Below are 5,093 nucleotides of genomic sequence, written 5' to 3' on the forward strand. Positions count from 1 at the left end.
TTTAGACAGCCTCTTTTTTTTAGCAGCTTACCAACTTACTGCCAATAACTGTCATCCGTCATCCACGCTTCAATTTCCAGGGCATCGTCAGTGGCTGGCGTTAATTCACCAGGCAACTGGTACCAAAAAGATTCATCAATCATCCAGCTTTCGAGTTCCAGTTCCGGCTCAATTTCAGGTTTCAAAGGCGCGCTGGTTGCTTTTACTTTCATCCCGGTCAGCGCCACCATCAACACCAGCCCAAAAAATACTTGTTTAATGATTCGTTTCATAGCTTTAAGACTTACTTGTTTGTTTCTCATTGTTTTCTGATAGATAGACTACGGAAACATCAAAACGTTACCAGGCAAGCTGTTAAAGTTTCTGAAGATTCTCTTAAGGAAATCTTAAAAGAATGGGCTCAACTCAAACCCTGACACAAAAAAGGCATGTGCAAAACGGGCTGGCTGGCGCCGGATAGGTGGAAAACAAGGGAAGTTCGTCGGAAACCCATTGACGACAATCGGTTCCCGGTGAAATCAGACAACTTCTGAAGAATCAAAGTTTTTGAAAGAAAACCTGGTAATCGGCGGGAAAATAAGCGCTGATCGATTTTTTCTCCGATCTGAACAGGCCGTAAACAGCCGATCCACTGCCTGACATCAGCGCAAAGGCCGCTCCCAACTTGTAAAGCGTTTGCTTAATCTCCCTGACTTCAGGATGAAGCGCAAAGACCGTCGGTTCAAACTTATTTTGAATATTGCCCTGCCATTTACTTACCGGAAAGCGCACCAGCGCTTTAAGCGAAATCCGGCTTTCTCCCGGCACCACATCTTTATAAGCTTCAGCGGTCGAAATGTGAACCGGTGGCTTAACAACCACCAGGTGATAACCTTTTAAGCTGAGCGGAATCTCTTCCAACAATTCGCCACGCCCCCGCGCAAAAGCAGGTTGCTGCCGAATAAAAAACGGGCAGTCACTACCCAGCTGCAAGGCGTATGTCAACAGCTGATCCTCGCTGATTCCCAATTCAAAATAATCATTGAGCAGCAACAGCATCGATGCAGCATCCGAAGAACCGCCACCAAGCCCCGCTCCTACCGGTATATTTTTATGAAGGTGAATTTTGACTGGTGGCAACTCAAAATCATGCTTCAACAGCTCATAGGCTTTTACAACGAGGTTGTTGCCGGAATCTTCCTTCAAATCAATTCCTGAAATGTTGATTTGAAACGAAGTAGACGCCACAACATCCAGCGCATCCTGTATGGGAACCGGATAAAAAACGGTTTCAATATTATGAAAGCCGTCGGGCCGTTTACTGGTAACCTGAAGCCCGATGTTAATTTTTGCAATCGGATATGTAATCATGATTCTTAAAATGACTGCAGCAAAGGTACAAAACAGCAATCACAATATGATAATTATTTATAACTTTCTACCGGATCGCAGGTACACATCAAGTTGCGGTCGCCATAAGCATCGTCAACCCGGCCTACCGGTGGCCAATATTTGTTTTCTTTGAGCCACGACAAAGGAAAAGCTGCCTGTTGACGCGTGTAGGCATGTTGCCAGTCATCCGAAGTAACCGTCTCGGATGTGTGCGGCGCATGTTTCAGCGGATTATCTTCCTTATCCAGCTTTCCTTCAATGATGGACTGAATTTCCTCATAAATTGCTTTTAGTGCCTCAATAAAGCGATCCAGCTCCTGCTTTGACTCACTTTCGGTCGGTTCAATCATCAAGGTTCCGTGTACCGGAAATGATAAGGTTGGCGCATGAAATCCGTAATCCATCAACCGCTTGGCAATGTCCGCTTCGGTTATTCCTGAGTTGGCTTTGAGGTGACGACATTCCAGAATCATTTCATGAGCCACGCGGCCATTCTCACCCACATACAAAATTCCGTAAGTATCTTTCAACTGGCTGGCAATGTAGTTGGCATTCAAGATGGCAATTTCTGTCGCTTTTGTCAGCCCATCGGCACCCAACATTTTGATATAACCATAGGTGATTGGCAATACCGAAGCGCTTCCCCAAGGCGCAGCTGAAACCGCAGAAATACCAACATGCCCGTTGTTCATCACCGGATGTGAGGGTAAAAAGTCGACCAAATGCTCGGCCACCGCGATTGGTCCCACACCCGGACCTCCGCCACCATGGGGGATTGCAAAGGTCTTATGCAGGTTCAGGTGACAAACGTCGGCACCAATTCGCTTCGGATTGGTCAAGCCCACCTGTGCATTCATGTTGGCACCATCCATGTACACCTGCCCTCCGTTCTGGTGAATAATGTCGCACATCTCCACAATCGAAGCTTCAAACACACCGTGTGTTGATGGGTAAGTGACCATAAAGGCCGACAGGGTATCCTGATACTCTTCCGCTTTCTGGCGCAAGGCTTCCACATCCACGTTACCACGTTCGTCGCAGGGGACAACCACCACTTTCATGCCTGCCATCACAGCGCTGGCCGGGTTGGTTCCGTGAGCCGACGATGGAATCAGCACCACATCCCGCTGACCTTCGCCACGGCTAATATGGTATTCCCGAATCACCATCAATCCCGCATACTCACCGGCGGCACCCGAATTTGGTTGCAAGCTGACATCGGCAAAACCAGTAATCTCGGCCAGATCACGCCGCAATTCTTCCATCATTTCCTGGTAACCACGGGCCTGGTTTTTCGGAACAAAGGGATGAATGCTGCTAAACTCGAACCAGCTGAGCGGAAGCATTTCCGTAGCTGCATTCAGTTTCATGGTGCACGATCCCAACGGAATCATGGAGTGGGTCAGCGAAATATCCCGGTGTTCCAACCTTTTAATGTAACGAAGCATTTCGGTTTCCGAGCGGTACTTCCGGAACACCTCCTGCTGCATGAATGGCGTGTTTCGAGAAAAGGCCGGATCGATATTTCCTTTTTCAGGATAAACGGTGATGGTTGGATAACGTTTGTTAGCGGCTTTGGCAAATACCTCAATCATCCAGTTAATGTCTTCCAGGTTGGTGGTTTCATCAATACTTAAGCCCACTTCCCCGTTGTCGAAGTAGCGGAAATTCATTTCCAGTTCGTGCGACAACCACTCAATATCTTCACGCTTCACGTGTTTGGGAAGTGCAAAGCGAATCGTATCAAAATAATTTTGATTGAGCTGGCGGTAGCCCAAGGCCGAAATTTCTTCGTCCAGCAAAACCGCAATGGCATGCACGCGCTCGGCAATGCCACGGATGCCTTCCGGTCCGTGATACACACCGTAAAAACCAGCCATGGTGGCCAGCAGAGCCTGTGCAGTACAAATGTTTGAGGTAGCCCGCTCGCGCTTGATGTGTTGCTCACGGGTTTGCAGGGCCATGCGTAACGCACGGTTGCCATGTTTATCTTTCGAAACCCCGATGATCCGGCCGGGCATAATTCGCTTGTACTCGTCGCGTGCAGTGAAGAATGCCGCATGCGGCCCACCATACCCCATGGGCACACCAAAACGTTGCGAGCTTCCGAAAACAACATCGGCACCCCATTCTCCGGGAGGTGTCAGCAGGGCCAGACTCAGCAAATCGGTGGCAACAGCCACGATCGCCTCTACAGCATGCGCCTGCTCTACCAAATGAGCGTAGGACAAAACTTCACCATTCGAATTTGGGTATTGCACCATCAGGCCAATCACCTTGTCATCAAAAACAAAGTCATGGACCGGCCCCACCTTCAATTCAATATTTAAAGGCGTTGCCCTGGTTTGAAGCACATCCAGTGTTTGCGACCAAATATTTTCGTCGATCAAAACCACATTGGCCCCTGCTTTTGCCTTGGCACGCGAGCGGCCATTGTGCATCATCACCATGGCCTCGGCAGCAGCGGTGGCTTCATCAAGCAGCGAAGCATTGGCCAGCTCCATCGCGGTCAGTTCGCACACCATGGTTTGAAAGTTCAGCAAAGCCTCCAGCCGACCTTGCGAAATTTCGGCCTGGTAAGGCGTATAGGAAGTGTACCAAACCGGATTCTCCAGCACGTTACGCAAAATGACTGCGGGGGTAATCGTATCGTAATAACCCATGCCGATGTAGGTGTTAAACACCTTGTTCATTTTTGCCAGATCGTGAATCCGGCGATAATACTTCCGTTCGGTCAATCCATCTTGCAGGCGCAAAGGCTTTTCAAGGCGAATGTTAGCCGGCACGGCTTGATCCATTAACTCATCCAGGGAGGAAACACCGATGGCTTCCAACATACTTTTGATGTCCTCTTCGCGGGGACCGATATGGCGGGTTACAAATTTATCACTTCCCATGCTGTCTTTTATTTTTTCTGAAGTTTGCGGTAATATTACTTCGATGAAGCGGATAAAAAAATGATTTTTATCCGCTTACCGGCTCGGTCAATCCATTAAAAAAGGGTTACTCTTTTTCTCGAACCCGATACTGGTTTCGGGACCATGCCCACTATAAACCACCGTTTCGTCGGGTAAGCAGAACAGCTTGGTTCTAATGTTTCCAACCAATTGATCAAAGTTTCCTTTCGGCAGATCGGTTCGGCCAATGCTGCCGTAAAACAACACATCGCCAGCCAAGATAAACTGCTGCTCGGGCTGATGCAGCACCACATGACCCGGCGCGTGACCCGGCACATGAATGACGTCGAGTGTTGACTGGCCAAAACGCACCTGATCGCCTTCATTTAAAAAATGATCGATGGCATCGACCGGTTCCACCGGAATATCGAAACGATCGCCATGAGCGACAATCTCGTCAACCAGGAAAGCATCTTCAGCGTGTGCATAAAACGGAACATGGTACTTACTGCGGCAGTGATTTATCCCCAAAATATGGTCGAAATGACAATGGGTGTTGACCAACTTCACTGGTGTTAATTGCTTTTCCTGTATGAAATTATCCAATTCCTGCTCTTCGTAATCGAAAAAACACCCGGCATCCACAATAATGCACTCCCCGGTTTCGTCATAAAGCACATAGGTGTTTTCCTGTATTGGATTGAATGTAAACTTCTTAATCTGAATCATAACGCTTTAATTTACTGTACCCTTTAACATGGGAACAAACACAAAAGTTCCATGCTTTTCTTTCTCAAATTCATCTTCTGAATTTCGGGTCACTTT

The 5,093-nt window shown here is 48.0% G+C and carries 4 protein-coding genes; all 4 read right to left on the reverse strand.

Annotated elements, in window-relative coordinates; all coding sequences use genetic code 11:
• Positions 1 to 35: 35 nt before the first annotated feature.
• The 4 genes from NC99_RS07305 to NC99_RS07320 all read right to left on the reverse strand — a co-directional run bounded on the left by NC99_RS07305 (position 36) and on the right by NC99_RS07320 (position 4,997).
• Positions 36 to 272 carry a hypothetical protein gene (locus NC99_RS07305; RefSeq protein ID WP_157624624.1) on the reverse strand — a complete coding sequence of 79 codons (237 nt, stop codon included), beginning with the start codon at positions 270 to 272 and terminating at the stop codon, positions 36 to 38.
• 265 nt (positions 273 to 537) lie between these two features.
• Positions 538 to 1,350: a 4-(cytidine 5'-diphospho)-2-C-methyl-D-erythritol kinase gene (gene ispE, locus NC99_RS07310; RefSeq protein ID WP_053181607.1), complete on the reverse strand. Its 813-nt coding sequence runs from the start codon at positions 1,348 to 1,350 to the stop codon at positions 538 to 540.
• A 53-nt stretch (positions 1,351 to 1,403) separates the two neighbouring features.
• Positions 1,404 to 4,268, reverse strand: a complete 2,865-nt coding sequence (gene gcvP / locus NC99_RS07315; protein WP_053181610.1) for an aminomethyl-transferring glycine dehydrogenase — start codon at positions 4,266 to 4,268, stop codon at positions 1,404 to 1,406.
• Between the two features lie 87 nt (positions 4,269 to 4,355).
• Entirely contained in the window at positions 4,356 to 4,997 is a 642-nt protein-coding gene (locus tag NC99_RS07320; protein WP_053181612.1) for an MBL fold metallo-hydrolase, read from the reverse strand.
• Positions 4,998 to 5,093 lie beyond the last annotated feature (96 nt).

Origin of the sequence: Sunxiuqinia dokdonensis (assembly GCF_001270965.1) — a bacterium.
Classification (GTDB): Bacteria; Bacteroidota; Bacteroidia; order Bacteroidales; family Prolixibacteraceae; genus Sunxiuqinia; species Sunxiuqinia dokdonensis.